We start from the raw sequence: 25,901 nt of genomic DNA, 5'->3' as shown, positions 1-25,901 counted from the left end.
GTCATTACTCCTTCTCAACCTGAGCCGGTTTCAAAGTCCTCAGACCCCAAATCAGCATACCAATAATGAAAAACGCGCTAGGGGCTAACAGGAACAAACCATTAGGCTGATACCAACCGCCATTCTGTACCGACTCCATCACAGTAATTCCAAACAGTTTGCCGGAACCAAACAACTCACGCAGGAAACCAACCATTACCAAAATAACACCGTAACCCAGACCATTACCGATACCATCCATAAAGCTCTCAATGGGTGGAGATTTCATCGCATAGGCTTCCGCACGTCCCATCACGATGCAGTTAGTAATGATAAGGCCAACAAATACCGACAACTGCTTGGAAATTTCATAAGCATAAGCCTGCAAAATCTGATCTACCACGATAACCAGTGATGCAATAATAGCCATCTGGACGATGATTCGCACACTGCCAGGGATGTAATGACGGATCAACGAGATAAAAAAGCTGGAAAAGGCAGTAACCAATGTTACCGCTATTGTCATTACCAACGCCGTTTCTAACTTGGTTGTTACCGCCAGCGCTGAGCAAATCCCCAGAACCTGCAATGCAATCGGGTTATTATCCAAGAGTGGCCCAAGAAGGACTCGCTTTATTTCTTTACTATCAGCCATCTTTCAACGCTCCTTCGCGTACTTTTTTCAGGAACGGACCAAAACCGTTATCCCCTAACCAGAAATTAAACATATTCTGGACACCGGCAGAGGTGAGAGTCGCACCAGACAAGCCATCAACACCATAAGGGTCATCGGCAGCAGCCCCGCCACGAACAATTTTGATCGCCGGATTGCCTTCATCGTTATACAGTTTTTTACCTATCCACTTTTTACGCCATTGTGGGTTATCCACTTCTCCCCCCAATCCCGGCGTTTCGCCATGTGAATAATAAGTGATACCGCGAGCCGTTTTGCCGTCTACATCAACGGAGATAAAAGCATGCATAACAGACCACAGGCCAGAACCATAAATAGGCAGAACGATTTCGCGAGTTTTACCCTGTTCATTCTTCACCAGATAGACCTCGGCCATATTGGCGCGACGGCGAATTTTCGCCAAATCCTTTTCAGGTGGTAATGCAATACTGGTATCATCACTGCGCAACGCATCGTTCAGGTTAAACTTGCTCTGACTGCTTTCAAGCGTTGCCGTCTCCAGATTCAATAACTCAGTTTTAATGCGGCTTTTGAACGCTTCTTTAACCTCATCGGCACTCATCTGTGGATTGAGTAACCCCGCAACATCGAGGATATTACGCTGTTTATCCAGCAATTTTTGTTCCTGTTGCTGAGATTTCAGCCCTACCGCAGAACCTGCTACCACAATTGAGCAAACGAGACATAGCACAAAAACAACGATAAATGTTCTGCCGATGCTGTCATTATTTTTTGGTTTATCATTAGCCACGGGCTTTTCTCCGCTTAATATTGGCCTGCACTACCAGATAATCAAACAATGGCGCAAACAGGTTTGCGAACAGAATCGCCAGCATCATACCTTCCGGGTATGCCGGGTTAACAACTCTGATCAGAACGCACATTACACCAATCAGAACGCCGTACCACCATTTACCTTTATCGGTAAATGAAGCAGACACTGGATCGGTCGCCATAAAAATCATACCAAAAGCAAAACCCCCCAGAACCATATGCCAATACCACGGCATAGCAAACAGTGGGTTAGTATCTGAACCGATAGCGTTAAATAAGTAGGAAGCTGCAACCATACCTAACATCACCCCGGCGACAATGCGCCATGAAGCAATGCGGGTAAACAGGATAATTGCACCACCGATGAAAATCATCAGAGTAGACACTTCACCGATAGAGCCAGGAATATTACCAATGAAAGCATCCATCCAGGTAATAGACTGACCGGTAACGGTATTCACTAATCCCTGACTACCACCAGCCGCCCATTGAGATAACGGAGTCGCGCCTGAGAAACCATCAACCGCAGTCCAGACTAAATCTCCCGAAATCTGTGCCGGATAAGCAAAGAACAGAAAAGCACGGCCAGCCAGTGCCGGGTTCAGGAAGTTACGGCCTGTACCACCGAATACTTCTTTCGCAATGACAACACCGAATGTAATACCCAGCGCCGCCTGCCACAGAGGAATAGTTGGTGGAACAATCAACGCAAATAAAATAGAAGTAACGAAAAATCCTTCGTTAATTTCATGCTTACGGATAAGGGCAAACAGCACTTCCCAGAAGCCGCCAACCACAAATACAACGATATAAACGGGCAAAAAGTAAGTTGCACCAAGCAACATTTTACTGTTCCAACCCGCATCCGGTGTCAGTGACGCCCCCAAAAACTGAGCAACCCGATAGTGCCAGTCAGATGCCAAAAGTTGTTGTAATTCTGCGCCACTGTATAAATGATACAACGCAGGAATCGCCTGCTGACCAACGTTATACATTCCCCAGAACATTGCCGGGAATACCGCCAGCCATACCATGATCATCATGCGCTTTAGATCGATAGCATCACGGACATGGGCACGGCCAGCAGTTACTGTACCCGGTGTATAGAAAATCGTCGTTACCGCTTCATACAACGGATAATATTTTTCTAATTTGCCCCCGGGCTCAAAATGGTGCTCAATTTTTTCAAAATAGTTTTTCAGGCCCATGAAATCATCCTTCCTGCTCAATCTTAGTCAGCACTTCACGCAGTACCGGACCATATTCATACTTGCCAGGACAGACATAGGTACAAAGCGCTAAGTCTTCCTCATCTAACTCCAGACAACCCAGTGCCTGAGCACTATCGGTATCACCCGCCAGCAGATCCCGCAGTAAATGGGTTGCCATGATATCCAAAGGCATAACACGCTCATAGTTACCGATTGGTACCATAGAACGTTCACCACCATTCATTGTCGTTGAAAAAGCAAAGCGCTTATTTTTCAGGAAATGACCAATGGTGGTGCGGGTGATTGAAAATTTATCGATACCCGGCATTATCCAACCAAATAGCTCTTTTTCGCGACCTTCAAGCAAAACGGAAACCAAAGTGTGGAAACGACCAAGATAGTGATGAACCTCATCTGACTGAGTACCGCACAATACGGAACCCGAAATAATACGGTTTTCACCCTCTTTAAGCTGCTCCTGAGTTAACTCAAGCAGATCAGCCCCTAAGCAAGTACGTATAAGACGGGGTTTCTCAACCTGTGGACCGGCCAGTGCAATGACACGATCAGTATAAAGTGTACCGGTAGTGAATAATTTTCCGATAGCAATCACATCCTGATATCCCAGGTGCCATACCGTTTTAGTCGCACTGACGGGTTCAATAAAGTGAATGTGAGTTCCAGCTAATCCCGCAGGGTGCGGACCAGAGAACTGATTATAAGTGATTTGTGCATTATTGCCGACACTCGGCAAGCTTCCTGCACTATGGCAAACATGGACTTTACCTTCGGTCAGTCTAGTCAGCACATTCAGACCATCAACAAAAGCCTCTTCATCGGTAGCAATAATAACCTGTGGATTTGCAGCCAGAGGCTGAGTATCCATCGCGGTTACAAAAATTGCTTTTGGCGAGGAGCCGGGAGCAGGAGTTCGACTGTAAGGACGGGTACGCAGTGCAGTCCATAACCCAGAATCAATCAGATTCTTTTCCACTTGTTCTCGGGATAACTGAGAAAGTTGGGAACGATCATAACGGTCAAAATCAACCTGTTCATCTCCCGTTATCTCAATCACAATTGACTGCAAAATACGTTGTTCACCACGGTTAATCGCCACAATCTGCCCACAGGCCGGACTGGTAAAAACCACGCCTGGATTCTTTTTATCTTCAAAAAGAATCTGGCCCTTCTTAACATGCTCACCTTCCTTAACCAACATAGAAGGACGCATTCCAACATACTCTTCACCCAACAGTGCTACATGGCGAATCGTCGGACCGTCTTCTATTACTTGAGCAGGCGCTCCTGCAATCGGGAGGTCGAGTCCTTTTTTAATTTTAATCATAAGATTTGCACAAGTTTATCAATTAAATCATATGCTACAGATTACCTGGTGGTAACATAGCTACTCTATAAAAAGCCCCTTAAGTCACGAAGCGTGCCCAGGTGATAATTCTCCGATAATTATTACGATTTTCTGTTAATCTCCGGGCGGCAATTTTAACATCTCCCTTCTTAGACTGTCTGACTAATCAAGTGATTTAGTTCAAGCAAACAGGAATAATTTTGGCGCTGAACCATTAACAGTTCGCAAAAAACGAATATTTATATCACCTTTACCGACAACAGATTATATTTTAACCTAACAATCACTTTGTAGTGATAAAGTTATCATCGTCATTTTCTATTCACAAAGTCGATAACTCATGGCAATCTTAAGCTAAATTTTTAGTCAGTCCGCTACGTCGCTATTATGGTAGTCACATGAAAAAAACCGCGGCTTTTTCTGCAATAATATTGTTGTTATTTAGTTCATTTACTCCTGTCTATGCTGAGGATATTTTAGTCCAATTGAAGCAAAATTCTCCCGCGCAGACCGGCTCTCCTGTCTTTATCCAAATATTCAAAGAAGAGCGGATACTGGAGCTTTATACTAAAAATGGTCATGGAAGCTACCAACTGTCTAAAAGCTACCCCATCTGTAATTACTCTGGCGGCCTTGGTCCCAAAACCACAGAAGGTGACCTGAAAAGCCCGGAAGGTTTCTATCGTGTAAAACCCCATCAGCTCAATCCAAATAGTCGATATTACCGATCTATTAATCTCGGTTTTCCAAATGAATACGATAAATTCAGAGGCTATTCCGGTAACTATTTAATGATCCACGGCGAGTGTAAATCTGTCGGTTGTTACGCTATGACTAATGGTTACATGGATGAAATCTACGATTATGTAGAAAGTGCATTATTGCGCGGGCAGTATGAAATTAATATCAGTATTTATCCATTCAGAATGACACCGCAGAATATGTTACGCCACCGTTCATCCTCCTATTACATGTTTTGGCTACAATTACAGCCAGCCTATGAGTATTTTGTAAAAAATCACCGGCCAGCAACGATTAGCGTCATTAACGGCCAATATGTGGTTAATGCTACACCTGAAAAATCGCCACTTTTGCAGCATCAATCACAATATGCGTTCACCAAGATGAAATAGTGCATAGCGACCCGGCTCAATACGATTCCAAGCTTCATTACCCGTCAAAGGTTGAGTAACAATGACAGAAACAACATCATCCGGCTGTGTATGTTGTTGAAAATCAATTTCAATATCCTGATCCAGAAGTTTTGCTTTTCCAAACGGTGCCCGACGGGTAATCCAATAAAGGTTGGTTGAACAATATGCCATCACAAAACGCCCATCCGACAGCAACATATTGAATACGCCTTTTTTGCTGAGTTCATCTGCGAGTGAGGCGATAAAACGAAAAACCTTAGGCCAGTTCGAGGGAGTTCTTGGATATTTTTGTGAAAGTCGCTGTAAAATCCAGCAAAAAGCATGTTCACTATCCGTTTGTCCAACGGGACGATACTGACCGGTTTCAAGCTGCCGATAGCCCCGAAGTTGCCCATTATGGGCATAAGTCCAGTTGCGTCCCCACATCTCACGAATGAAAGGATGAGTATTTTCCAACGCAACATTACCGCGGTTAGCCTGCCGGATATGAGAAACCACCACTCTAGATTTAATCGGGTACTCTTGTACAAAGCGAGCAACGGGCGAATTGTAACCGGGTTGATGATCTTTAAATGTGCGACAGCCCCGCCCCTCATAAAATGTGATCCCCCAACCATCTTTATGAGGCCCAGTATGACCCCCCCGTTGAATCAGACCACCTAAACTAAAGCAGATATCTGTTGGCACATTTGCACTCATGCCAAGTAACTCACACATTGCCCACCTCTGTAGCCTATAATACCCGTCATCTTTCAAGTTGCCTCTTTGTTGGCTGCACTCACTCACCCCGGTCACATCGTTATCTATGCTCCCGGGGATTCGCTCCCTTGCCGCCGCGATCCATCTTGAAATCCATAGGGTATAAAATCAAACTTTAACCATTTCTTTTTCAATAAGTTGAATCAGGATATGAATAACTTTGATATGAATTTCCTGAATACGATCTGCATAACCAAAATGCGGGACACGAATTTCCACATCAGCGGTTCCTGCCATTTTACCGCCATCCTTGCCTGTCAGCGTAATGACTTTCATGCCTCTTACGCGGGCAGCTTCTACTGCTTTGATAATATTACCGGAATTACCGGAAGTAGAAATACCCAGTAACACATCCCCCTCTTTCCCAACCGCTTCCACATAACGAGAAAAAACAAATTCATACCCGAAATCATTACTGACGCAGGAAAGGTGGCTGACATCAGAAATTGCAATCGCCGGATAGCCAGGACGATTTTCGCGGTAACGGCCGGTTAATTCTTCAGCAAAATGCATCGCATCACAATGCGAACCCCCATTACCGCAGGACAATACCTTGCCGCCCGCTTTAAATGAATCAGCCAGTAATACTGCTGCTTTTTGAATTGCTTCAATATTTGCATCGTCACTTAAAAACTTTGCCAGCGTATCCACGGCTTCGCTCAATTCACTACGGATCAGGTCTTGATACATAGGCTCCTCACTTCGGTCAGGTAATCTTTAATGTTGTGCCGAAGGGCAGTTTACCGGATCAAGAGAATTGAAAGAAGACAACATTACATTTCTGGAGAATTAAGCCGCCACCGATCACCATGAGTTTGTGAGCTACATTGTAATTAAGATGTAAAGATATTGCTAAAAGCAATTTCCTGGTCTAAAAAAGAGAAGAACACCACAACAGGTCCGACCTCTGATGACTTATCTGACCCTGAGATTAACCAGGAGCTTTTATTATGACCACATTGAGTATTATTCTATTCTTAGTATTGATTGGGATACTTTGCTATCACAAAGTCAATCTCAGTCTTAGCAGCTTACTGCTCCTTGTCTATACCGTCTTGATGGGCGTTATTGATGCATGGAGCTACTGGATGTTGTTACCCATGGCCATTATTCTGTTCCCGCTGAATTTTGCGCCAATGCGCCACTCCTTACTGACTGTTCCGGCCTTAAAAGCCTTCCGTAAAGTAATGCCAATTCTATCTCGCACGGAAAAAGAAGCTCTTGATGCAGGTACTACCTGGTGGGAAGGCGAACTGTTCCGCGGTAAACCCGACTGGAAAAAATTACATGACTATCCAAAGCCTCAGTTAACCGTTGAAGAACAAGCATTTCTGGATGGCCCGGTAGAAGAAGCTTGCCGCATGACCAATGATTTCCAGATAAGCCATGAACTTGCTGATTTACCACCTGAGTTATGGCGTTACCTGAAAGAACACCGCTTCTTCGCCATGATCATTAAAAAAGAGTATGGCGGTCTGGAGTTCTCAGCCTATGCTCAAGCACGAGTCCTGCAAAAATTAGCAGGTACATCCGGCATTCTAGCAATTACCGTAGGTGTACCTAACTCTCTCGGCCCTGGTGAATTATTACAGCATTATGGCACCGAAGAGCAGAAGAACCACTATCTACCTGGGCTTGCCCGTGGTGAAGAGATCCCATGTTTCGCACTGACCAGCCCGGAAGCTGGCTCTGATGCCGGATCAATCCCAGATACAGGCGTAGTCTGTATGGGAGAATGGCAAGGTGAACAAATTCTCGGTATGCGCCTGACCTGGAACAAACGTTATATCACACTTGCCCCTATCGCTACCGTACTCGGTCTGGCTTTCAAACTGTCTGACCCTGACCATTTATTGGGTGATACAGAAGAATTGGGCATTACCTGTGCATTGATCCCGACCAATGTACCAGGAGTAGAAATTGGTCATCGCCATTTCCCATTGAATATTCCATTCCAGAATGGTCCAACTCGCGGTAAAGATATCTTTGTTCCGATCGACTACATTATTGGTGGGCCAAAAATGGCCGGACAAGGCTGGCGTATGCTGGTTGAGTGTCTGTCTGTTGGCCGCGGTATCACTCTGCCATCAAATGCAACCGGCGGTTTGAAAAGCGTTGCGATGGCGATTGGCGCATACTCTTATATCCGCCGCCAATTCAAAATGCCAATTGGTAAAATGGAAGGGATTGAAGAACCACTGGCACGCATTGCCGGTAACGCCTATCTGATGGATGCTGCTTCAACGCTTGCAACAACCGGTATTATGCTAGGTGAGAAACCCTCTGTGTTATCCGCTATCGTCAAATATCACTGTACTCACCGAGGCCAAAAATCTGTTATTGATGCAATGGATATTGCCGGTGGTAAAGGGATTTGCCTTGGTCCATCCAACTTCCTGGCCCGCGCTTATCAAGGCGCACCTATCGCCATTACCGTTGAAGGCGCTAATATTTTGACCCGCAACATGATTATCTACGGTCAAGGCGCTATCCGCTGCCATCCTTATGTACTTGACGAAATGGCCGCGGCTGAAAATAACCGTATTAAAGATTTTGATAAGGCATTGTTTAGGCATCTTGGTCACGTTGTCAGTAACACGTTACGCAGCTTCTGGCTTGGCTTAACCAACGGCCGCACCAGTAGCACGCCGGTCAATGATGCAACACGCCGTTACTATCAACAATTAAACCGCCTGAGTGCCAACCTTGCGCTATTATCAGATGTGGCAATGGGGGTATTAGGTGGTAGCCTGAAACGCCGTGAACGTGTCTCCGCCCGTCTTGGAGATGTTCTGAGTCAAACCTATCTGGCTTCCGCGACATTGAAACGCTACGACGATGAAGGTCGTCAAAAAGAAGATTTGCCGCTAGTTCATTGGGCCGTTCAAGATAGTTTGTATCAGGCAGAACAAGCGATAGATAATTTACTGAGTAACTTCCCTAATCGTCTGGTCGCCAGCCTGATGCGTGTTATCGTCTTCCCTCTAGGGCGTGTACATTCAGCCCCATCTGACCGTCTGGATCACAAACTGGCCCAGATCTTACAACAACCGTCGGCTACCCGTGATCGCATTGGCCGTGGTCAATATCTGACACCAAGCGAGCACAATCCTCACGGATTACTGGAAGAAGCCCTGCATGATATTATTGCCGCAGAACCGATCCATGCCCGTTTGAGTCGCGAAGCAGGTAAACGCCTTGGTTTTACTCGACTTGATAAACTGGCAGAACAAGCGCTGGCAGAACGTAAGATCACGCCAGACGAAGCCGAAATTCTGAAACGTGCCGAAGCAAGCCGTCTACGTTCTATCAACGTCGATGAGTTTGAAGCAGAAGCACTGGCTGTTCCTGCCCGCGTTGAAAAACTGAGAACAGAAGCCGCCTGAAACTGACGACTAAAGAGAGTTAAGCACTAAATTAATCACGGGGCGATATCTTAACAAATATCGCCCCGTATTTTATGACGTAGAGGCACAAGATACTTCTTCCAATGCTAATAACTCTTCAATCGTTTGGCGACGACGAATTAATTGGGGGCTACCATTAACAAACAACACCTCAGAGATAAGCGGACGGCTGTTGTAATTGGAGGACATTGACGCACCATAAGCACCCGTATCATGAAAAACCAGATAGTCGCCAACCCGAACCGGCGGCAACGTTCTTGGCGCAATCCCTCCGCCTTCAACCTGCGTAAAGATATCACCGGATTCACATAACGGCCCCGCAACTAACGTTTCCTGCAATGGCAATTGCTCAATCTTACGTCCATCAGCAGGCAAAACTGAGATATGGTGATAACTGCCATACATTACTGGACGCATTAAGTCATTAAATCCCGCATCCACCAGCACATAATTACGGTTCCCCATCTGCTTAACCGCCCGAACTTCTGTCATCAGAACGCCAGATTCCGCCACCAAAAAACGTCCCGGTTCAATTTCCAGCTCAACTTTATGACCTAAATGCTGCTCAATCCTTTTACGCGCATCATCCCACAACCCAAAATAATGAGCGATATCGATTCGTTCATCACCCTGATGATAAGGCGTCGATAAACCGCCGCCGGCTGAAATTGCCTGAATATCTTCACCACAAAGAATAACCTGTTCAACCATCGCATTACACACACTGGCAAGGTGATGATAATCAACACCAGAGCCAATATGCATATGTAAACCAAGCAATTTCAATCCATAGTGGCGGATTTTCTCAATTGCCAGTGGCAGATCCTGATACCAAATACCATGTTTACTGTTTTCCCCGCCCGTATTCGTCTTCTGGCTATGACCATGACCAAACCCAGGATTGATCCGCAGCCACACCGGGTGCCCTTTTTTATATTGACCAATCTGTTCCAACATATCGATAGAACCCGCATTAACCGGAATATCCAATTCAGTTACTCTTTGCAGCGTCGACACATCAATTAAATCAGCAGTGAAAACGATGTCTGCCATTTCTTGTCCTGGACAAAACCCTGCCCGTAAAGCACGCTCAATTTCTCCTAATGAAACGGCATCAACTTTCACACCATATTCACGCATCAGGCGCAAAATATGAGTATTAGAACAAGCTTTCTGCGCAAACCTAACCACATCAAACTGACATAATGATTTGATTTTTTGGATAATTTTTTCACTATCGTAAACCCATAATGGAGTACCGTACGTTTCTGGCAAACAACTCAAATTCTCCGCTATCAGATTAGGACAACTATTGCGGGTAAAATTGTAGGTAAAAGCACTCATCAGGGTTTCTCTCACAAAGTCAACAGATAACCCATTATTGGCAGTAAAAAACAGGAATAAAAATATCCATTTCGTTATAGTTTATTCATCTGTGATATAGAATTATCTTTCGAAGGAACAATTTATGTCTTCTTGTTCATGGCGCCATATTGAAATCTTCCATGCGGTAATGACGACAAAAAACCTGACAGAAGCGGCTATTTTATTACAAACATCACAACCAACCGTCAGTCGCGAATTAGCACGATTCGAGCATCTAATAAAATTCAAACTATTTGACCGAGTAAAAGGCCGCCTGCATCCGACAGCACAAGGATTGCGCCTTTTTGAAGAAGTACAGCGCTCTTATTATGGACTTGAAAGAATAATGAATGCGGCTGACAACATACGTAAATTTCAACATGCTCAGCTTTCCATTGCCTGCCTGCCGGTATTTTCTCAATCACTGTTACCGAAAGTTTGCCACCACTTCACCCGTCAATACCCTGACACTAATTTAACCATCATTCCACAGGAGTCACCTCTACTGGAAGAGTGGCTCTCAGCTCAACGCCATGATCTGGGTCTGACAGAACATTTGCAGACACCACCGGGTACACAGAGAGAAACACTGATCACACTAAATGAAATTTGCGTATTGCCTGCCGCTCATCCTCTCAGTCATAAACCGCTATTGACTCCAGAAGATTTCAACCAACAAAATTTCATCAGCCTTTCAATAACAGATAGTTACCGTCAGCTCATTGATGGAATATTCACAGAACACCATATTCGCCGCCGCATGATTATGGAAACTCACAGTGCTGCATCAGTATGTGCAATGGTGCGAGAAGGCATTGGTGTTTCTATTGTCAACCCACTGACCGTACTCGATTATCTAGACAGTCATGGCAAATCTGAAATATGCGCTCGCCCATTTAGTATTAACATTCCTTTTACTGTCAGCCTGATAAAACCCATTCACCGTCCTTCTTCCGCCCCAGTCGATACTTTTATTGAGCACCTAAAAGCACAAGTTGCTCTGTTTCCTCAGAAACTAAAGTCAGCTTTTCAGCATTAGTGCTTGCCAGTATGGAGAGGAAGCAAACCATTGAACCAGAAAATCCAGTAATGCCCTCAGCGTTGCGGGCATATTTTGACGGCTGGCATAAATACCATAAATTCCCATAGCTTGAGGTCGATATTCTGGCAACAACTGAATCAATTTTCCTGACGCCAAATGCGAAGCAACAGAATAATAAGGTTGCATGGCGATTCCCGCACCTTGCAATGTTGCTTCCATTAACACCATCGATTCATTGGCACTCAAAGTACCGCTAACAGGAACAGAATATTTTTCCCCTCGATGTTCAAATAACCAAAGACTTTTACCAAAAAAGTTATAAGTCATACAGTTATGCAGGGCTAAATCAGCAGGCTTTTGCGGGAGCATTTTTCCCGCCAGATAACAAGGGGCGGCACAAACCACAGAATGACATGTCGATAACGGTCTGGCGATCAAATTCGGTTCCAGATTATTCGTGATGCGTAACGCTAAATCTATCCGCTCCTCGACCAAATTTATTGCCTTATTGCTTATTTGCATATCAATAGCTATCTGAGGATAAATCTGCATAAACTCAGGAATCGCTACAGACAACGCGCTTACTGCCAGAGATTGAGAACTGCTTATCCGCAAAAGACCACTCAGCTCCTGCGCTTCTACTGGTTGATGAACAGGTATCTCTTCCGACAATTGCAATAACTTACGGCTGCGCTGATAGGCGATCTCTCCTGCTGATGTCAGGCTGATCTTTCTCGTCGTACGATGTAACAGACGTACTCCCGCCCACTTTTCCATTTCAGCCAAATAACGGGATACCATTGCCCGCGACATATCTAACCGTTCCGATGCAGCAATCATGCTGCCTTGTTCTACAATTATAGTGAACACTTGCGCAGCAGTGATTCTATCCATCAATTAGCTCGATTTATGCAACAAATAATTACCAATTATGCGGTTTTTCCATCGAAAAACGCAACTTATTATGAACCTCGTTCACACAACATCAGGAATTCAATCATGACTCGCAAAACAACACTAAATATTGCGCTGGCAGGTATCCTTTCCTTGGGTACCATTTCTCTGGCACAAGCCGCTGATCTCAAACTGGATGTTTATAATCCGGGTGAGAAAAGCCTATTTCCTGTCTCTTCTGAAATCATCAGTGGAGATAAAGAAGTTGTACTGATCGATGCTCAGTTTCAAAAAAATGATGCTGAAGCACTGGTCAAAAGAATTAAAGATACCGGAAAAAAGCTGACAACCATTTATATCAGTCAGTCCGATCCTGATTTCTATTTCGGCCTTGAAGTACTGACCAAAGCATTCCCTGATGCCAAAGTCATTGCATCACCAGAAACAATTAAAGAAATCAACAAGACCAAAGATGGCAAACTGGCTTATTGGGGAGGTGTCCTGAAAGAACAGGCACCCAAAAAAGTCATCGTGCCGCAACTACTGGAAGGTCACACTTTTACAGTTGATGGTGAAAAACTGATCGTCGAAGGTCTTGATGGCCCTGCGGCTGACCGTACTTTCGTTTGGATACCAAAACTAAAAGCGGTAGTAGGCGGTGTCACCGTTTCAAGCAACATTCATGTCTGGATGGCGGATACACAGACTAAAGAGTCTCGTAAAAACTGGATGCAGACATTAGATCGTATAAAAGAGCTAAAACCGACAATTGTAGTTCCGGGACATTTCCTTGGTAACACGCCAATGACGTTGGAATCCGTTCATTTCACGCAGAAGTACCTGACTATTTTTGAGAAAGAGCTGGCAAAAGCGAAAGATTCAAAAGCGCTAATAGCCGCAATGGAGAAACACTATCCAAAACTTGGAGACAAATCCAGTCTCGAATTAAGTGCTAAGGTGCTGAAAGGCGAAATGAAGTGGCCCCAATAAGTGAATTAACCCTTTTTCAGGAATAAGTAATATGCCCGGAATGACTCTGCATTATATCTATGATCCACTATGTGGCTGGTGCTATGGCGTTTCCTCTCTGATACAAGCAGCAAAAGAGGTCGCAAATGTGAAAATTGAATTGCATGGCGGCGGAATGCTAACAGGTGATAATAGACGCCAAATAGACAGCACATGGCGTGATTATGTCCTTAGTCAGGATAAACGGATCGCAAGCCTGACCGGGCAAATTTTCAGTGAGCAATATGTTACACTGTTAAATGATAAGTCACTGATTATGGATTCATTACCACCAATATCAGCCATTCTTGCAGCAGAAAAGTTGGCTGTTAAAGGTGTCGAAATGTTACTGGCAGTACAAAAAGCGCATTATGTTCGTGGACTAAAAGTCAGCGAAACTGAAACATTATTGAATTTAGCAAATGAACTACAGCTTGATTCAGAACAGTTCCAGCAAGAGCTGATATTGAATAACGAATCAGAAAGTCTCCAACATATCAGGAAAAGCCGTGAATTATTGGCAAAAGTTGGCGGCTCAGGCTTCCCTACGTTTATTTTAGAAAATAACAGAAACGAGCTATCTATTATTTCTCTTGATAAATATTTGGGGCAACCTAAACGTTGGCAAGATATGCTGATTCACTATCAGTTTTGATACCACAATTTTTTAATACCACAATTTTAACTACTGGCGCCCATATCTTATTTAGCTATCGGGCGCCATCCAAAATAATCCATCCATTCCCTGCAAGTTCAGATAAATCATTATGATCGCAGAAATAGCTATATAAGGACCAAAAGCCATAGCATCCTGATAATTTTCTCGCATTCTCCATTGCCACACGCATCCAATAATACCAAACAATGAGGATAAGAACATTAATAAAGGAATTGCACCAACCCCCAACCAAGCACTAACCGCCGCCATTAATTTAAAATCGCCATATCCTAATCCCTCTTTATGACAGATTATTCTGAATAACCAATAGAGCGACCATAAAACCAAATAACCCGCAATCGCACCTGTCACAGCTTGTTCAATAGACACAAAAGTTTGATTTAAATTCAATAATAACCCTAACCATAAAAGTGGGTAATTTATTATATCTGGCAACAACCTAATTTTTACATCAATAAAAGAAAGTATAATTAGCATCCAAGTAAATATCAAAACAAACATTAAAACAATATATGAATGAAAACTCAATGAAAAATAAATCACAAAAAAAGCCGTTATAAACAGTGTCACTAATTCAATCTGAAAATAACCGAAAGCTATTTTTTCATATCCATAAGTAATTTTAATAAATACAGATATCGCTTTATTCAGAATCATTCCAGACACTATTCCAATAAAAACAGCTAAAACAATAACCTTAATATTAAAATCCATTTAATAAAACACCTCCAGCTTAATTATACAATGAATATTTTAACCAAATAATAAAACAAATATTCATTATGTTTTTGGCATAAAAAGATAATAATAAACACCACTACATTAAAACAACAAAATAAACATAAAAAAGTCAAATAAGATATAAATATGCGAGCAGACTCGCAACATTTATTCAGAGATAACAATCCGCATCGAGATAACTTGATAATTGGATTAAGCCTCCCTTATCATACCCTCCATTATTTATGGCCTTATGTATAAGGAAAGAAAAACATGCGTATACCCCGCGTATATCACCCGGAATTACTCTCATCGAATACTGAAATTTATCTGAGTGATGAGGCGGCTAACCATGTTGGGCGGGTACTCAGAATGACTCATGGCCAACAGTTACAACTGTTTGATGGCAGCAATCAGATCTTCAACGCTCAGATTACCGAAGCTAGCAAAAAATCTGTCAAAGTACATATCAGCAATAGCGAACTCGCCGATAATGAATCACCACTTAATCTCCATCTGGGGCAAGTCATATCCCGTGGTGAGAAAATGGAATTCACCATTCAAAAATCTGTAGAATTAGGGGTAAATGTTATTACGCCTTTAATTTCTGAACGCTGTGGTGTAAAGCTGGATAGAGAACGGCTGGCTAAAAAACTTCAGCAGTGGCAGAAAATTGCTATTGCTGCCTGTGAGCAATGCTGTCGTAACCGTGTACCTGAAATTCGCCCAGTGATGCAACTTGAGCACTGGTGTGCAGAAAATGATGGCAGTTTAAAATTAAATCTACATCCACGAGCCAGCCAAAGCATCAATACCCTACCTTTACCTGTAGAAAAAGTGCGTTTACTGATCGGCCCGGAAGGTGGATTATCGATAGATGAAATTGCTATGACAGCTAATTACCAATTTACTGATATCCTATTAGGACCACGGGTACTGAGAACAGAAACGACAGCGCTCACCGCAATTACTGCATTACAAGTGCGTTTCGGCGATTTGGGTTAAGGAGAAAGAATGATCAAACTCGGCATAGTGATGGACCCCATTTCATCCATCAACATCAAGAAAGACACCAGTTTTGCCATGCTATTAGAAGTACAACGTCGCGGCTGGGAACTCCATTATATGGAGATGAGTGATCTCTATCTGCACCAAGGGGAAGCCCGCGCACGTACCCGCTTATTGCAGGTAGAAAACCATCCACAACAATGGTACCAATTCGATAGAGAACAAGATCTAGCACTGGAAACATTGGATGTCATCCTGATGCGCAAAGATCCACCATTTGATACTGAATACATTTACGCCACTTATATTTTGGAACGCGCGGAAGAGAAAGGCTCTCTCATTGTCAATAAACCACAAAGCCTACGCGATTGTAACGAAAAACTCTTCACAGCCTGGTTCCCTGATTTAACACCAGATACATTAGTGACTCGCAATGCCGCTCACTTACGTGAATTCCACCAGAAACACGGAGATGTCATCTTTAAACCACTAGATGGTATGGGCGGTGCATCGATATTCCGCCTGAAAAAAGATGACCCAAACGTTAGTGTTATTATTGAAACTCTAACAGAACATGGCAATCGCTTCTGCATGGCGCAGAATTTCTTACCGGCCATAAAAGAAGGTGATAAACGAGTATTAATTATCAATGGCGAACCCGTTCCTTATTGCCTGGCTCGTATCCCTACCCAAGGTGAAACCCGTGGTAATCTTGCTGCGGGTGGCCGTGGTGAAGCTCGCCCGCTTTCAGAAAGTGACTGGGCTATCGCCAGAGCTGTTGCTCCAACTTTGCAAGAAAAAGGGTTAATCTTTGTTGGTCTGGACATCATTGGTGACAAACTGACTGAAATTAATGTCACCAGTCCAACCTGTGCACGCGAGATAGAAGCCGCTTTCCCTGATATTTCAATCATTGGCATGTTAATGAATGCAATTGAAGAACGATTAGAGAAATAAAAAATTCTTTTCACGAATTTGCCTGTCAAGGTTTGTCATTTATACTTTTAGCCCACATACTGTTGGGCTAAATAATCCTTACATAGCCAGGTTAATTACTAGAAAAAAAATGAATCTACAGCACTATTTTCTTATCGCCATGCCTTCATTATCTGATCCCTATTTCAAACGCTCAGTTGTTTACATATGTGAACACAATGAAAATGGGGCAATGGGATTGGTGATAAATAAACCTATTGAGCAAATCTCTGTTCGGAAAGTTTTACAAAAGCTGAAAATATCACCAGAAGATCGGGATGAAAGTATCAATCTAAACAAGCCTGTTATGACTGGTGGTCCACTTGCTGAAGATCATGGTTTTATATTGCACACACCAAAACCAGGTTTCAATTCAAGTATCAAAATTTCCGATGACACAATGATCACCACCTCCAAAGACGTCCTTGAAACCTTGGGTACACCACGCCAACCAAAACAGATATTGGTCACGTTGGGGTATGCCAGTTGGGAAAAGGGTCAACTTGAAAAAGAGATAATGGAGAATAGCTGGCTAACAGCAAACGCTGATCCACACATTATTTTCAACTCACCCATTGCGGACCGCTGGCGTGAAGCCGCATCTTTGCTCGGAATCAATATCTATAATATTGCCCCACAGGCAGGACATGCATAGATGAATAACCGTACAATAATGGCCTTCGATTTTGGCACCCGCAGCATCGGCGCAGCCATTGGACAAGAAATCACGGGCACCGCCAGAGCATTAACCTCGTTTAAAGCCACAGATGGTATCCCCAATTGGGGGCAAATCGAAAAATTACTTAAAGAATGGCAACCTGATCTGGTTATCGTTGGCCTTCCCCTCAATATGGATGGCACTGAGCAATTCGTCACAGTGCAAGCACGTAAATTTGCAAACCGGCTACATGGCCGGTTTGGCGTACAAGTTCAACTCCAAGATGAACGCCTGACAACGGTTGAAGCCCGTGCCCATCTGTTCGACCGAGGGGGTTATAAAGCCTTAAATAAAGGAAAAGTAGATGCTACTTCCGCTGTTATTATTCTGGAAAGCTGGTTTGAACAGCACTATTAACAGCAACCATATAACCGCGATTCGCAATTAACTGATAGCATTCTCTTTGATCTTCCTTTCTGTTTGCTCTGCCAGTAATCCCTGTAATTTACGCTGCTGCCAGCCTTGCTCATAAGTTTGCATCCCACTGGCAGCGCCCGTCTGCATAAGTGTTGTTATTTGATGATTTTTTCCTTCTCGTATCAGATGACTCACTGCCTGATTAACTACCAATACTTCATATATAGCAACTCGTCCTCCTCCTTGGGCAGAGACTAATTGCTGTGCTATCACAGCTTTCAGGCTGCCTGCTAGCTGGCTACGTACCCACCCTTTTTCTTCAGCGGAGAAAATATCCACCAGCCGGTCAATTGCCTGTACAGCACCTCTGGTATGCAAAGTCGACAATACCAAATGCCCAGTCTCTGCCGCGGTTAACGCCAAGCGTATTGTCTCTTTATCCCGCAACTCACCCAACAACAATACATCAGGATCTTGCCGGAGAGCCCCTTTTAACGCTTCCTGATAACTAGGAGAATTCAATCCAATTTGCCGTTGTTGTATCAGACAATTGCGACTATGGTGGATAAATTCCACGGGATCTTCCAATGTAATAATGTGCTGACAACAGTGGCTATTCAGCATATCCACAATGGCTGTTAACGTTGTCGACTTCCCGCTGCCTGTAGCACCTGTTACCAGGATCAACCCACTCTCTTCCCGCAAAGCCATTTCACGGATAATTTCAGGTGCTTTTAGCTGTTCCAGAGTTGAACACTGAGAGTGAATTAAACGCAAAACGACTGACAACCCGGAGTGTTGACAAAAAATGTTGCCCCTCAATCGTTGGCCATTTTCTGTTTCCAACGCAAAATCCACATGTCCACTCGTTAATAGCTGTTGTCGCTGATTTTCTGATAAAAACTGCCTACTCCACTCTTCCAGCAATAGATTATTTACAGATGGCAGTTGAGTTTGCGGACAAAGCACTCCATTTATACGTAATACAGGAACTTGCCCAATACAAAGATGCAGATCTGAAGCATTATGCTTTACACTAAGGGCCACTAGCTTATCCATATTCATTTTTTAATCTCCTGAGTCACCATGAACAATATTGAACAAAATTTACAAGATGTCAGGACCCACATAGCCATTGCCGCACAGAAATGCGAACGCGTTCCAGAAGAAATTACCTTGCTTGCAGTCAGTAAAACCAAACCTGTGGAAAATATCGAAAAAGCAATCGCTGCCGGGCAACGCCAGTTTGGTGAAAATTATGTGCAGGAAGGTGTAGAAAAAATTGCGTATTTTGCAAATTGTAATGATTTGATATGGCACTTTATCGGTCCGTTACAGTCTAATAAAAGCCGTTTGGTGGCAGAAAATTTTAACTGGTGCCATACCATTGACCGCTTGAAAATAGCACAACGCCTGAACGAACAACGCCCGGAGGGAATGGAACCGCTGAATATTCTTATTCAAATAAATATCAGTGATGAACGGAGCAAATCAGGTATTCAACTTGATGAACTATCAACGCTGGCAACCGAAGTGAACAAACTGCCGAATGTAAGGCTCCGTGGTTTAATGGCAATCCCGGCACCAGAACCTGACTATGAACATCAATTAATGGTTTTCAGGAGGATGGAACAAGCCTTCCTTAACCTGAAAACGAAATATCCTCAAATAGATACTCTTTCAATGGGGATGACTGATGATATGGCTGCCGCTATTAATTGTGGTTCCACATTAGTACGAATTGGAACAGCAATTTTCGGTGCACGTCAGTATCACAATTAACCATTTCAATGCTACGAGGTATTCAATGGAGAAACGTAAAATTACCTTTATTGGTGCAGGTAATATGGCTCACGCCATCATAGCTGGATTAGTAAAAGGAGGGTACCCTGCTGAGCTGATTAATGTCTGCGCACCAAGTCATACTCGCCGCGATGCACTAGCAACAGAGTATAGCGTTAACAGCGGTAGTGACAATATTCGCTACGCACAGGAAGCAGACGTTGTTGTTCTGACGGTAAAACCGCAAGTCATGGCAGATGTCTGCCAGCCTCTGAAAGAAAATGTAGATTTCAGTAACAAGCTGGTTCTGTCTATTGCTTCAGGTATTTCCGTTGCACGTTTTGATGCTTTATTACAAGACAAACTCAATATTGTTCGTATCATGCCAAACACGCCGGCATTAATTAGTCAAGGGGTGAGCGGATTATTCGCATCTGAGCAAGTCAGTCAGTCTGACCGTGATTTCACTCAAGCATTAATGAACAGTGTTGGTAAAACCTACTGGGTAAAAGATGAAAATGGCATCAATGACGTTATCGCCGTAGCAGGCAGTGCACCCGCTTATTTCTTCCTATTTATGGAATCAATGCAACAGGAAGCAGAACGTCTAGGTTTTGATAGCCAAACAGCCCGTGAAATTGTTTTGCAAACGGCAATAGGTTCTGCGGCACTGGCCGCATCAAATGTAGATCTCCCTTTTGCAACCCTGCGTGAACAGGTAACATCTAAAGGCGGTACTACTGCGGAAGCATTACGTATTTTTTATGAAGGCAAATTGCCGGAAACCGTATCCAACGCTATGCAGGCGGCTATTCGCCGGGCACAGGAAATGGAAAAACAATTTTAATTTTATCAAGGCTGCTAAATGCAATTTTTAACCTTTATTCTATTCACAGTTCTGGATTTATACATCGCTGTTTTATTACTTCGTGTATGGATGCAATGGGCTCGTTGTGATTTTTATAACCCATTTGCCCAATTTATTGTGAAAATGACCCAACCGATCGTTCGGCCATTACGCCGAGTTATACCGTCTATTGGTTCTCTCGATACTGCCTCCATTGTTGTCGCTTACGTTCTGGTATTGTTTAAATTGATCATGCAACTTTGGTTCAGTACCGGTGCGGTTGCTTTCCTCACACTTTTCATCCCTATCGGGTTAATTGAATTGCTGACAGCAGCAGGTAAACTGATATTCTGGTTGGTGCTGGCACGTGCTCTACTAAGCTGGATAAGCCAGGGACGCAATCCGATTGACTATGTTTTGATGCAACTAACAGAGCCATTGATGGCACCTATCCGCCGCATTATGCCAACAATGGGCGGCCTTGATTTTTCAGCAATGATCGTCATTTTGATCCTATACGCACTGAACTATCTCCGCGCTGATGTTCTTTCATGGCTGATACAGTAAATAAGAATTAAATTGAGCTCAAAATAATGCAAAAAGTCGTTCTGGCAACCGGCAACCCCGGAAAAGTTCGTGAACTGGCACAATTACTGGCTGATTTTGGTCTGAATATTGTTGCTCAAACTGAGTTAGGCGTAAATTCAGCCGAAGAGACCGGGCTGACATTTATTGAAAATGCCATTCTTAAAGCCCGCCACGCCGCACAAGTTACCGGCCTGCCCGCAATTGCTGATGATTCTGGTCTATCTGTAGACATCCTTGGCGGCGCTCCGGGTATCTATTCAGCCCGCTATGCAGGTGAAAATGCTACTGACCAGCAAAATTTGGAAAAATTGCTGGATACGATGAAAGATATTCCTGACGATCAACGTCAAGCTCAGTTTAACTGTGTGTTGGTTTATATACGCCATGCAGAAGATCCAACGCCTCTGGTATTTCATGGTCGCTGGCCGGGGATTATCGCTCATAAGCCTGCCGGTAATGGCGGGTTTGGTTATGATCCCATCTTCTACATACCAAAATTAGGCTGTACTGCCGCTGAATTAACGGGTGAACAAAAAAATGCTGTTTCGCATCGTGGTCAGGCACTAAAGATGATGTTGGATACACTACGTAATGCTTAAACTTCCACCACTGAGTCTTTACATCCATATTCCATGGTGTGTACAAAAGTGTCCTTACTGTGATTTTAACTCTCATGCCTTGAAAGGTGATGTTCCACATCAGGAGTATGTTGACCACTTATTGGCAGATCTGAAAACAGATCGGCCAATGGTCAATGGACGGGAAGTTACCACTATCTTTATTGGTGGAGGAACCCCTAGCCTGCTTAGCTCACAGGCAATGCAACAATTGCTGGATGGCGTTCGTGCTCTCCTGCCGGTATCGCCACAAGCTGAAATTACGATGGAAGCCAATCCGGGTACTGTGGAAATCGACCGTTTCAGCGGTTACCAGCAAGCGGGTATTAACCGAATATCCATTGGCGTGCAGAGTTTCAGCCCGGATAAACTAGTACGTCTTGGCCGTATTCACGGGCCGGATGAAGCCAAACGGGCAGCACGTTTAGCCGCCAGTCTGGGGCTACGCAGTTTTAATCTAGATTTGATGCATGGTTTGCCGAACCAAAGTCTTGATGAAGCGCTGAATGATTTACGTCAGGCAATTGCATTATCACCACCGCATCTTTCATGGTATCAGTTGACTATTGAGCCTAATACCAGCTTTGGTTCTCGTCCTCCCGTTCTACCCGACGATGATGCTTTATGGGATATCTTTTCACAAGGTCACCAATTGCTGACAGCGGCAGGTTATCAGCAATATGAAACTTCTGCTTATGCCAAGCCAGGCTATCAATGCCAGCACAATCTCAACTACTGGCGTTTTGGGGATTACCTTGGTATTGGCTGTGGCGCTCATGGAAAAATCACATTTGAAGATGGCCGTATCCTACGCACAGTGAAAACCAAACATCCTCGTGGATATATGCAGGGGCGCTATCTGGATAAACAGCATCAGGTAGAAAATGAAGATCGACCATTTGAATTTTTTATGAACCGATTCCGTCTACTGGAAATGATGCCAAAACAAGATTTCAGTGATTTCACCGGGTTATCTGAAACCTCAATTCGTACTCAAATTGAACAAGCCTTAGCCGCTGGTTATCTCTCTGAAACAGCAACACACTGGCAAATTACGCAGAAAGGCAAACTGTTCCTAAATTCATTATTGGAACTATTTCTTTAACACAAAAATCGCCTTCGGAAAATTCAACTCCACAAAGATTATCTTTGCATAAAATTGATACCTCCATTGGTTTCGTTTCTATTCATAATACATTTCCCCCGCTGAACTTCAGTGGGGACTCCATTAGATGGTAGTGACTGATTGACCAGTGTCGGATTCCTACTCCTTTTGGAGGACTGATTACATCCCAATTAATATCAAAATAATAATTCACAATTTAATTTTCAATAATAAAAACTCAATATACATAAAAATAAACAAAAAAATATAATACAAAAAATAATAATATAAAGATTTATGAATCTCTCGTATAAATATATTTATCCATGTAGATAATAGTTAATATCGACCATCAGCAAGTATATTAATTGAAGTTTAATAAAAACACATTATACACAAGAATTAAGTTTAATATATGTGAATTACAGCACAATAATATCATTTAAATTATCTCAAATACGACTATATTTAATTTTCTCTTTATTATATTCTTATTAGCACAAGCATTCTCAAAAATTATTCTTAACTTAACTTGAATTGGAATAAAAAATGAACGTTGAAAATAAAGAAATGTTATATACTTTATCCAAAGAAGAGCTGGCTACAGCACTGACTCCGTATTATAAAGACTTTTATGATCAACTTTCCGATTATCAAAAAGCAAATATCAGCCTTGATATGGTTGTAAATGATGCTCACAAGAGATTATTCCTTAATAATTTAACTCATCTTCGCATTGATAGAGAATTAAAGCCAATTGAATACGCCGGTGTATCACCATGTATTCTTGCAATTGGTACGGTTGTTGCTGATGCTTTTGGTCTTGTATTCCAATTTTTAGGTATAAATGAAGCTGAAACTCGTGCAGCCACACGCGCATTATTAAAAGAGTTAAGCCAGGATACTCTACGTGGATTACTTGCTACAATCGAAGACTTTAAAAATGCGACTTCTCTTCTTGATAAAGCGAAGATGATTTGGTCATTAATTTCTGAAATTAAGAATGCTGTAGGTTTTTCTGGAATAATCAAGGCATTAAAGGACTCAATGCATTGGTATGACTGGGTAATTACTGGGGTAACCGCAGCAGCACAATTAACTATATGGTTTGCTACAGATGGAGCCGCATTTATTGCAGAACTAGCTCTGGCTGGTGCTGCTATAGCTACATTGGGGATTGATGCGGCAAACGCAGTTCATGTTTGTTCATAAGACCTTTATTTGTAATCTTATTTAACTATCAAGGAACTTATTATTTATTATAAGTTCCTTGATAGTTAAATATCATTCTCCATATTATAAAATCGAATAAATCAGACATTAAAATATAAAATAAATAATAATTTCATCTTGTAAATTCAATATGTAAATTACTATTAATATTTTAAAAAAATTATTTTTTCACAGAAAGTAAATTATCATCTGAAAAAATATTTAGATTAATTTTGGTTATTTTAAAAATGACCAATGTAAATAATTTCTCAGCTTACTTACATATGATATATACCGAATGAACTTCAAGATGCTTGAGTCGTCAGATATAAAAACATTTAAATTCAACAACATAATCGTTTTTCAAACATGCACTTTGAAGTATCTTGAGTATAAATATATTTATTAATAACGAAGTTAGCTATGCTGCCGGGGATTCGCTCCCTTGCCATCGCGATGCATCTTGGAATCCATAGAGTATAGCTCAAATCAAACCTGACAGTTACCAGCATAAAAAACCGATAACTGTCAGACCAAACTAAAACAATCCATTGTGGAACTTCAATCACTGTTCAAATTCAAAATGGCACATGACCTGATTAAAGGGCATCAGCCACCGCATTAACTTGTGCTGACAGACTTTCCAAACCACCGCCAGACAAATACCACAGATCAGATTTCAGATAAGTAATTTTGCCATTCTTGTACGCTGAAGTGGATTTCACTTTATCATCTTCAAACTTCGCTTTATCTAGCTTACCAGCACCAATTGCTTCACTGCGGTCAATAATTAAAATCACATCTGGATTGGCTTGAGCAATCATATCAGAAGTCACTACAACGCGTTTGGTTTTATCTTCACCAGCAGGAATAGCTAATTCCGCTTTCTGTGCCTTAACCACGTCATACACGACACTCTGGTTATTCAGCATTAATTTATCTGCGTTATGCAGCAATACTAAAACTTTTGCATCAGCAGATTTAGCTTTATCCTGAGCTTTAGCAATAGTTTTTTCCAGATCGGCAATCTGATCTTTCACTTCACTCTGTTTACTAAATAATTCACCTAATAACGTTATATTACTTTCAACTGAAACCAAATAATTTTTGCTATCAGTTCCCAAATTAATTGTCGGTGCTATTTTTGACAGTTTTTCATAGAAAGAACCTTGACGACCAGTAATAACGATCAAATCAGGTTTAAGTTGCGCCAGTTTTTCCAGATTAGGATCTTTCATCCCCCCCGCATTTTCTACCTCTTTAGGTAAGCTATTACGGAGATATTCAGGCGTATTACCAGTAGGTAATGCAACAACCCTATCTGATAAACCTAATTTAACTAATGAATCATAAGTGCCGAAATCAAATAAAACAACTTTCTGAGGATTCTTTTTGACCTCAGTTTCACCGGAAAGGTGCTTAACTATAACCTTATCATCAGCCTGAGCTGTAACAGCATTTGGTGTAACTACAGCAGATTTCTGACTAAATGCGGAATGGCTTGCAACAGCAAATAACGATACCAGAACGACGGGGATTATCTTTTTCATATATTGCACTCCAAGAAAGAATATTTAGTAAGCATTTGCATTCTAGGTAGCGAAAAAAATATGTCAATCTAAATAAGAATCAATTTCAAA

The 25,901-nt window shown here is 42.5% G+C and carries 26 protein-coding genes; 15 read left to right on the top strand and 11 right to left on the bottom strand.

What is annotated here, in order from left to right:
- Window positions 1-4 precede the first annotated feature (4 nt).
- Genes ACGF49_RS19065 through ACGF49_RS19050 form a run of 4 tightly spaced genes read right to left on the bottom strand, consistent with a single transcriptional unit; the run spans window position 5 to window position 4,003 of the window.
- Complete coding sequence (locus ACGF49_RS19065; RefSeq protein WP_112878723.1) at window positions 5-634, bottom strand: NADH:ubiquinone reductase (Na(+)-transporting) subunit D; 630 nt, start codon at window positions 632-634, stop codon at window positions 5-7.
- The gene (locus ACGF49_RS19060; protein WP_113043297.1) at window positions 627-1,424 is read right to left on the bottom strand and encodes a Na(+)-translocating NADH-quinone reductase subunit C; all 798 of its coding nucleotides are present in this window, start codon (window positions 1,422-1,424) and stop codon (window positions 627-629) included. The genes ACGF49_RS19065 and ACGF49_RS19060 overlap by 8 nt, the downstream gene beginning before the upstream one ends.
- Window positions 1,417-2,655, bottom strand: a complete 1,239-nt coding sequence (locus ACGF49_RS19055) for an NADH:ubiquinone reductase (Na(+)-transporting) subunit B (protein WP_113043296.1) — start codon at window positions 2,653-2,655, stop codon at window positions 1,417-1,419. The genes ACGF49_RS19060 and ACGF49_RS19055 overlap by 8 nt, the downstream gene beginning before the upstream one ends.
- Before the next feature lie 4 nt (window positions 2,656-2,659).
- Window positions 2,660-4,003, bottom strand: a complete 1,344-nt coding sequence (locus tag ACGF49_RS19050; RefSeq protein ID WP_113043295.1) for a Na(+)-translocating NADH-quinone reductase subunit A — start codon at window positions 4,001-4,003, stop codon at window positions 2,660-2,662.
- Window positions 4,004-4,422: 419 nt separating this feature from the next.
- On the opposite strand from ACGF49_RS19050, the gene ACGF49_RS19045 reads away from it, so the two are divergent.
- On the top strand, window positions 4,423-5,157 hold the full coding sequence (locus ACGF49_RS19045; RefSeq protein ID WP_113043294.1) for a murein L,D-transpeptidase family protein: 735 nt from the start codon (window positions 4,423-4,425) through the stop codon (window positions 5,155-5,157).
- Here the strand turns inward: ACGF49_RS19045 and ACGF49_RS19040 are convergent.
- Together ACGF49_RS19040 and lpcA are read right to left on the bottom strand one after the other, a co-directional pair.
- A complete protein-coding gene (locus tag ACGF49_RS19040) occupies window positions 5,128-5,895 on the bottom strand; it encodes a class II glutamine amidotransferase (protein ID WP_112878728.1) in 768 nt (255 codons plus the stop codon). The genes ACGF49_RS19045 and ACGF49_RS19040 overlap by 30 nt on opposite strands.
- A gap of 150 nt (window positions 5,896-6,045) precedes the next feature.
- Window positions 6,046-6,627, bottom strand: a complete 582-nt coding sequence (gene lpcA, locus ACGF49_RS19035) for a D-sedoheptulose 7-phosphate isomerase (RefSeq protein ID WP_113043293.1) — start codon at window positions 6,625-6,627, stop codon at window positions 6,046-6,048.
- A 260-nt stretch (window positions 6,628-6,887) separates the two neighbouring features.
- Between lpcA and fadE the strand changes: the two genes are divergently transcribed.
- Window positions 6,888-9,323 (top strand): acyl-CoA dehydrogenase FadE, encoded by a 2,436-nt coding sequence (fadE, locus tag ACGF49_RS19030; protein ID WP_387492301.1) that lies wholly within the window; start codon window positions 6,888-6,890, stop codon window positions 9,321-9,323.
- Window positions 9,324-9,395: 72 nt separating this feature from the next.
- Here the strand turns inward: fadE and lysA are convergent, their stop codons facing one another.
- Window positions 9,396-10,688 carry a diaminopimelate decarboxylase gene (gene lysA / locus ACGF49_RS19025; RefSeq protein WP_387492299.1) on the bottom strand — a complete coding sequence of 431 codons (1,293 nt, stop codon included), beginning with the start codon at window positions 10,686-10,688 and terminating at the stop codon, window positions 9,396-9,398.
- 124 nt (window positions 10,689-10,812) lie between these two features.
- Between lysA and ACGF49_RS19020 the strand changes: the two genes are divergently transcribed.
- Entirely contained in the window at window positions 10,813-11,748 is a 936-nt protein-coding gene (locus tag ACGF49_RS19020; RefSeq protein WP_113043290.1) for a LysR family transcriptional regulator, read from the top strand.
- Here the strand turns inward: ACGF49_RS19020 and ACGF49_RS19015 are convergent.
- A complete protein-coding gene (locus ACGF49_RS19015) occupies window positions 11,731-12,645 on the bottom strand; it encodes a LysR family transcriptional regulator (protein ID WP_011145516.1) in 915 nt (304 codons plus the stop codon). The two genes, ACGF49_RS19020 and ACGF49_RS19015, sit on opposite strands and share 18 nt — an antisense overlap.
- Window positions 12,646-12,750: 105 nt before the next feature.
- Between ACGF49_RS19015 and ACGF49_RS19010 the strand changes: the two genes are divergently transcribed.
- Together ACGF49_RS19010 and ACGF49_RS19005 are read left to right on the top strand one after the other, a co-directional pair.
- Window positions 12,751-13,635, top strand: coding sequence for an MBL fold metallo-hydrolase (locus ACGF49_RS19010; RefSeq protein WP_113043289.1), 885 nt, complete (start codon window positions 12,751-12,753; stop codon window positions 13,633-13,635).
- Window positions 13,636-13,666: 31 nt separating this feature from the next.
- Window positions 13,667-14,308, top strand: coding sequence for a DsbA family protein (locus ACGF49_RS19005; RefSeq protein WP_228902281.1), 642 nt, complete (start codon window positions 13,667-13,669; stop codon window positions 14,306-14,308).
- 51 nt (window positions 14,309-14,359) lie between these two features.
- Here ACGF49_RS19005 and ACGF49_RS19000 read toward each other — a convergent pair whose 3' ends face one another.
- Window positions 14,360-15,046, bottom strand: coding sequence for an A24 family peptidase (locus ACGF49_RS19000; RefSeq protein WP_113043287.1), 687 nt, complete (start codon window positions 15,044-15,046; stop codon window positions 14,360-14,362).
- Between the two features lie 279 nt (window positions 15,047-15,325).
- Here ACGF49_RS19000 and rsmE point away from each other — a divergent pair, with 279 nt between their 5' ends.
- The 4 genes from rsmE (at window position 15,326) to ruvX (ending at window position 18,110) form a co-directional block, all read left to right on the top strand.
- Window positions 15,326-16,057 (top strand): 16S rRNA (uracil(1498)-N(3))-methyltransferase, encoded by a 732-nt coding sequence (gene rsmE, locus ACGF49_RS18995; RefSeq protein ID WP_387492295.1) that lies wholly within the window; start codon window positions 15,326-15,328, stop codon window positions 16,055-16,057.
- A gap of 9 nt (window positions 16,058-16,066) precedes the next feature.
- Window positions 16,067-17,017: a glutathione synthase gene (gene gshB, locus ACGF49_RS18990; protein WP_113043285.1), complete on the top strand. Its 951-nt coding sequence runs from the start codon at window positions 16,067-16,069 to the stop codon at window positions 17,015-17,017.
- Window positions 17,018-17,126: 109 nt separating this feature from the next.
- On the top strand, window positions 17,127-17,690 hold the full coding sequence (locus ACGF49_RS18985) for a YqgE/AlgH family protein (protein ID WP_387492291.1): 564 nt from the start codon (window positions 17,127-17,129) through the stop codon (window positions 17,688-17,690).
- On the top strand, window positions 17,691-18,110 hold the full coding sequence (ruvX, locus tag ACGF49_RS18980; RefSeq protein ID WP_113043283.1) for a Holliday junction resolvase RuvX: 420 nt from the start codon (window positions 17,691-17,693) through the stop codon (window positions 18,108-18,110). It abuts the gene before it with no gap.
- A 27-nt stretch (window positions 18,111-18,137) separates the two neighbouring features.
- Here ruvX and ACGF49_RS18975 read toward each other — a convergent pair whose 3' ends face one another.
- The gene (locus tag ACGF49_RS18975; RefSeq protein ID WP_113043282.1) at window positions 18,138-19,175 is read right to left on the bottom strand and encodes a type IV pilus twitching motility protein PilT; all 1,038 of its coding nucleotides are present in this window, start codon (window positions 19,173-19,175) and stop codon (window positions 18,138-18,140) included.
- Window positions 19,176-19,196: 21 nt separating this feature from the next.
- On the opposite strand from ACGF49_RS18975, the gene ACGF49_RS18970 reads away from it, so the two are divergent.
- The 6 genes from ACGF49_RS18970 (at window position 19,197) to ACGF49_RS18945 (ending at window position 24,261) form a co-directional block, all read left to right on the top strand.
- Window positions 19,197-19,892 carry a YggS family pyridoxal phosphate-dependent enzyme gene (locus ACGF49_RS18970; protein ID WP_271858884.1) on the top strand — a complete coding sequence of 232 codons (696 nt, stop codon included), beginning with the start codon at window positions 19,197-19,199 and terminating at the stop codon, window positions 19,890-19,892.
- A gap of 25 nt (window positions 19,893-19,917) precedes the next feature.
- Window positions 19,918-20,739, top strand: a complete 822-nt coding sequence (gene proC / locus ACGF49_RS18965; protein WP_113043280.1) for a pyrroline-5-carboxylate reductase — start codon at window positions 19,918-19,920, stop codon at window positions 20,737-20,739.
- Between the two features lie 18 nt (window positions 20,740-20,757).
- A complete protein-coding gene (locus ACGF49_RS18960) occupies window positions 20,758-21,306 on the top strand; it encodes a YggT family protein (protein ID WP_113043279.1) in 549 nt (182 codons plus the stop codon).
- A 26-nt stretch (window positions 21,307-21,332) separates the two neighbouring features.
- A complete protein-coding gene (locus ACGF49_RS18955) occupies window positions 21,333-21,926 on the top strand; it encodes an XTP/dITP diphosphatase (RefSeq protein WP_113043278.1) in 594 nt (197 codons plus the stop codon).
- Window positions 21,919-23,049: a radical SAM family heme chaperone HemW gene (hemW, locus tag ACGF49_RS18950; RefSeq protein WP_113043277.1), complete on the top strand. Its 1,131-nt coding sequence runs from the start codon at window positions 21,919-21,921 to the stop codon at window positions 23,047-23,049. Before ACGF49_RS18955 ends, hemW begins: the two co-directional genes overlap by 8 nt.
- 549 nt (window positions 23,050-23,598) lie before the next feature.
- Window positions 23,599-24,261: a hypothetical protein gene (locus tag ACGF49_RS18945; RefSeq protein ID WP_113043276.1), complete on the top strand. Its 663-nt coding sequence runs from the start codon at window positions 23,599-23,601 to the stop codon at window positions 24,259-24,261.
- A 599-nt stretch (window positions 24,262-24,860) separates the two neighbouring features.
- On the opposite strand, the gene ACGF49_RS18940 is transcribed toward ACGF49_RS18945, so the two are convergent.
- Window positions 24,861-25,811, bottom strand: coding sequence for a siderophore ABC transporter substrate-binding protein (locus tag ACGF49_RS18940; RefSeq protein WP_113043275.1), 951 nt, complete (start codon window positions 25,809-25,811; stop codon window positions 24,861-24,863).
- Window positions 25,812-25,901: the final 90 nt, after the last annotated feature.

This window comes from Photorhabdus sp. RM96S (assembly GCF_042879335.1).
Lineage (GTDB): Bacteria > Pseudomonadota > Gammaproteobacteria > Enterobacterales > Enterobacteriaceae > Photorhabdus > Photorhabdus kayaii.
This window is presented reverse-complemented; position numbering and strand designations above follow the sequence as displayed.

What these genes read in the sequence shown, in the direction of transcription:
- ACGF49_RS19065 (WP_112878723.1), bottom strand. Translation starts at nt 634, where the DNA reads ATGGCTGATAGTAAAGAAATAAAGCGAGTCCTTCTTGGGCCACTCTTG.
- ACGF49_RS19055 (WP_113043296.1), bottom strand. Translation starts at nt 2,655, where the DNA reads ATGGGCCTGAAAAACTATTTTGAAAAAATTGAGCACCATTTTGAGCCC.
- ACGF49_RS19050 (WP_113043295.1), bottom strand. Translation starts at nt 4,003, where the DNA reads ATGATTAAAATTAAAAAAGGACTCGACCTCCCGATTGCAGGAGCGCCT.
- ACGF49_RS19045 (WP_113043294.1), top strand. Translation starts at nt 4,423, where the DNA reads ATGAAAAAAACCGCGGCTTTTTCTGCAATAATATTGTTGTTATTTAGT.
- ACGF49_RS19040 (WP_112878728.1), bottom strand. Translation starts at nt 5,895, where the DNA reads ATGTGTGAGTTACTTGGCATGAGTGCAAATGTGCCAACAGATATCTGC.
- lpcA (WP_113043293.1), bottom strand. Translation starts at nt 6,627, where the DNA reads ATGTATCAAGACCTGATCCGTAGTGAATTGAGCGAAGCCGTGGATACG.
- fadE (WP_387492301.1), top strand. Translation starts at nt 6,888, where the DNA reads ATGACCACATTGAGTATTATTCTATTCTTAGTATTGATTGGGATACTT.
- lysA (WP_387492299.1), bottom strand. Translation starts at nt 10,688, where the DNA reads ATGAGTGCTTTTACCTACAATTTTACCCGCAATAGTTGTCCTAATCTG.
- ACGF49_RS19020 (WP_113043290.1), top strand. Translation starts at nt 10,813, where the DNA reads ATGTCTTCTTGTTCATGGCGCCATATTGAAATCTTCCATGCGGTAATG.
- ACGF49_RS19015 (WP_011145516.1), bottom strand. Translation starts at nt 12,645, where the DNA reads ATGGATAGAATCACTGCTGCGCAAGTGTTCACTATAATTGTAGAACAA.
- ACGF49_RS19010 (WP_113043289.1), top strand. Translation starts at nt 12,751, where the DNA reads ATGACTCGCAAAACAACACTAAATATTGCGCTGGCAGGTATCCTTTCC.
- ACGF49_RS19005 (WP_228902281.1), top strand. Translation starts at nt 13,667, where the DNA reads ATGCCCGGAATGACTCTGCATTATATCTATGATCCACTATGTGGCTGG.
- ACGF49_RS19000 (WP_113043287.1), bottom strand. Translation starts at nt 15,046, where the DNA reads ATGGATTTTAATATTAAGGTTATTGTTTTAGCTGTTTTTATTGGAATA.
- rsmE (WP_387492295.1), top strand. Translation starts at nt 15,326, where the DNA reads ATGCGTATACCCCGCGTATATCACCCGGAATTACTCTCATCGAATACT.
- gshB (WP_113043285.1), top strand. Translation starts at nt 16,067, where the DNA reads ATGATCAAACTCGGCATAGTGATGGACCCCATTTCATCCATCAACATC.
- ACGF49_RS18985 (WP_387492291.1), top strand. Translation starts at nt 17,127, where the DNA reads ATGAATCTACAGCACTATTTTCTTATCGCCATGCCTTCATTATCTGAT.
- ruvX (WP_113043283.1), top strand. Translation starts at nt 17,691, where the DNA reads ATGAATAACCGTACAATAATGGCCTTCGATTTTGGCACCCGCAGCATC.
- ACGF49_RS18975 (WP_113043282.1), bottom strand. Translation starts at nt 19,175, where the DNA reads ATGAATATGGATAAGCTAGTGGCCCTTAGTGTAAAGCATAATGCTTCA.
- ACGF49_RS18970 (WP_271858884.1), top strand. Translation starts at nt 19,197, where the DNA reads ATGAACAATATTGAACAAAATTTACAAGATGTCAGGACCCACATAGCC.
- proC (WP_113043280.1), top strand. Translation starts at nt 19,918, where the DNA reads ATGGAGAAACGTAAAATTACCTTTATTGGTGCAGGTAATATGGCTCAC.
- ACGF49_RS18960 (WP_113043279.1), top strand. Translation starts at nt 20,758, where the DNA reads ATGCAATTTTTAACCTTTATTCTATTCACAGTTCTGGATTTATACATC.
- ACGF49_RS18955 (WP_113043278.1), top strand. Translation starts at nt 21,333, where the DNA reads ATGCAAAAAGTCGTTCTGGCAACCGGCAACCCCGGAAAAGTTCGTGAA.
- hemW (WP_113043277.1), top strand. Translation starts at nt 21,919, where the DNA reads ATGCTTAAACTTCCACCACTGAGTCTTTACATCCATATTCCATGGTGT.
- ACGF49_RS18945 (WP_113043276.1), top strand. Translation starts at nt 23,599, where the DNA reads ATGAACGTTGAAAATAAAGAAATGTTATATACTTTATCCAAAGAAGAG.
- ACGF49_RS18940 (WP_113043275.1), bottom strand. Translation starts at nt 25,811, where the DNA reads ATGAAAAAGATAATCCCCGTCGTTCTGGTATCGTTATTTGCTGTTGCA.